Genomic DNA, 2,231 nt, shown 5'->3' on the forward strand with positions numbered 1-2,231 from the left:
GCCCTGCCCTCCGTCTCCTCCCCCGCCTCCCCCGCCTCCCCTGCGATCCGCAGCTTCGACGGCCTCCAGGTGGACACCGACAGCATGGAGGTGCGGGTCGACGGAAGCCTCGTCCCCCTCACCCCCACCGAACTGCGGCTGCTGCTGGAGTTCACCGCCGCACCCGGCATCGTCCTGGAGCGCTCCACCCTGCTCGAACGGGTCTGGGACTACGAGTGGGGCGCCGACACCCGGGTCGTGGACGTCCACGTGCAACGGCTGCGCGCCAAGATCGGCTCCGGCCGGATCGAGACCGTCCGCGGATTCGGCTACAAGCTGCGGCGCCCCGCATGACCCTGCGCCGCCAGATCGCCACCGCCGTCGCCGCCATCGCCGTCCTGGTCGCGGTGGCCGTCGGCCTGCTGGTCCACCAGGCGACGATCCGCCAGCACGTCGACCAGGCCCGCTCCGCCGCCCTCGCCGCCCTCGACTCGTCCCTGGCCGGCTACCAGCGCAGCGGCGAGGTGACCGGCCGCGGCGCCGCCCTGAACGACCCCGCCCTCCCCACCCGGCTGCGCGCCCTCGCCGAGAGCGGCCGACAGGGCTCGCTGCTCGCGGCCGACGGCAAGGGCGAGTCCATGTGGGCCGCAGGACCGGTCCGGAACGGGACGTTCTCCGTCCGGCTGGACTTCACCCAGGACCGGCAGGCCATCGCCGACCTCGACCGGATCATCCTGCTCACCGTCGCCGCCGCCGTCTTCACCACCGTGCTGGCCGGCGTCCTCGTCGCCGACCGGATCAGCCGCCGGCTGCGCACCGCCGCCACCGCCGCCCGGGGCATCGCCGCCGGCGGGACGGACACCCGGATCGGCGAACTCATCGACGGCAAGGACGAGGTCGCCGACCTCGCCGCCGCCGTCGACCTGATGTCCCGCACCCTGCACCGCCGCCTCGCCGACGAACAGCGTTTCACCGCCGACGTCGCCCACGAACTGCGCACCCCGCTCACCGGCCTGGTCACCGCCGCCGAACTCCTACCGCCCGGCCGGCCCACCGAACTCGTCCGCAACCGGGTCCAAGCCCTGCGCGGCCTGGTCGAGGACCTCCTGGAGGTCTCCCGCCTGGACGCCGACGCCGAGGCCCCCGACGTCTCCGCCATCCCCATGGAACGCGCCGTCCGCCGGACCGTCGCCCTCACCGGACTGGACGTCACCGTCGAGGTCGCCGCCGACCTCCGAGTCCGCACCGACCTACGCCGACTGGACCGCATCCTCGGAAACCTGCTGCTCAACGCCCACCGCCACGGCGCCGCCCCCGTCCACCTCCACGTCGACGGCCGCCGCATCACCGTCCGCGACCACGGCCCCGGCTACCCGGACGACCTCCTCCACCACGGCCCCCAGCGCTTCCGCACCAACGCCCCCGAACGCGGCCGCGGCCACGGCCTCGGCCTCACCATCGCCACCGGCCACGCCCGCGTCATCGACGCCACCCTGACCTTCACCAACCACCCCGCCGGCGGCGCCGTCGCCACCCTGACCCTCCCGCCCGACTGACGCCCGGGAACGCCGGTGGGCCCCCCCGACAGAAAGGCGAGGGGGGCCACCCGCGGGGGCACCCTCGGGTCCGGGACGCCCCCCCCCCCCCCCACCGGCCCGGCCCGCGTCATCGACCCCCCCCAAACCTCCCCCACCCCCCCCACCGGCGGAGCCACTGTCGGTTCCGGACCGACGCCCCCGCTCCACAAATCCTCCCACCCGGTGTCTCGCACACGAGGGCAGAGCCGAGGGCAGCTCCCAGGGCAGCTCCGAGGGCAGTGAAGAAGACCGCGACGACGGCAGCGACGACGGCGGTGAAGCCGCCCACGCGGCGGGCCTGGCGGCCGTCGACGTCCGACCCGGTCACCCGCCGGTCCCGCTGACACGGTCGGACCGGGCACGTGCCGCGCGGGCGGACCGTGCCCGGTCGCGATCGCCGTCGATCAGGCGGGCCATCGCTTCACCGCTTCAGCGCTTCACCGGGTCAGCGGATCAGCGGATCAGCGGGCCAGCGCTTCACCGTGTCAGCGCTTCAGCGTGAGGACGCCCGGCTGCCAGGGCAGCTTGTCGTAGGGGCCGCTCGCCGTGGGGGACTTGCCCTGGTAGAGGAACTGAAGGTTGCAGGGGTCGATGGTCATGGTCTGGTCGGGGTTGTTGCGGACGAGGTCGCCGTGGCTGATGTCGTTGGTCCAGGTGGCGCCGCTGTTGGCCTTG

3 protein-coding genes are annotated in these 2,231 nt (G+C 74.4%); 2 read left to right on the forward strand and 1 reads right to left on the reverse strand.

The genetic code is table 11. The features are described from left to right. On the forward strand, positions 1-333 hold a 333-nt coding region (locus tag IF30_RS0140130; RefSeq protein WP_030247992.1), incomplete at its 5' end, for a winged helix-turn-helix domain-containing protein. After that, the gene (locus tag IF30_RS0140135) at positions 330-1,535 is read left to right on the forward strand and encodes a sensor histidine kinase (RefSeq protein ID WP_030247995.1); all 1,206 of its coding nucleotides are present in this window, start codon (positions 330-332) and stop codon (positions 1,533-1,535) included. The genes IF30_RS0140130 and IF30_RS0140135, both read left to right, overlap by 4 nt. 506 nt (positions 1,536-2,041) lie before the next feature. Here IF30_RS0140135 and IF30_RS0140140 read toward each other — a convergent pair. Then, a partial coding sequence (locus IF30_RS0140140) for a non-reducing end alpha-L-arabinofuranosidase family hydrolase (protein ID WP_030247997.1) occupies positions 2,042-2,231 on the reverse strand: 190 nt, incomplete at its 5' end.

Origin of the sequence: Streptomyces sp. NRRL S-350 (assembly GCF_000719705.1) — a bacterium.
Taxonomy (GTDB): domain Bacteria; phylum Actinomycetota; class Actinomycetes; order Streptomycetales; family Streptomycetaceae; genus Kitasatospora.

Coding starts and splice junctions, on each gene's coding strand:
- IF30_RS0140135 (WP_030247995.1), top strand. CDS start 330: ATGACCCTGCGCCGCCAGATCGCCACCGCCGTCGCCGCCATCGCCGTC.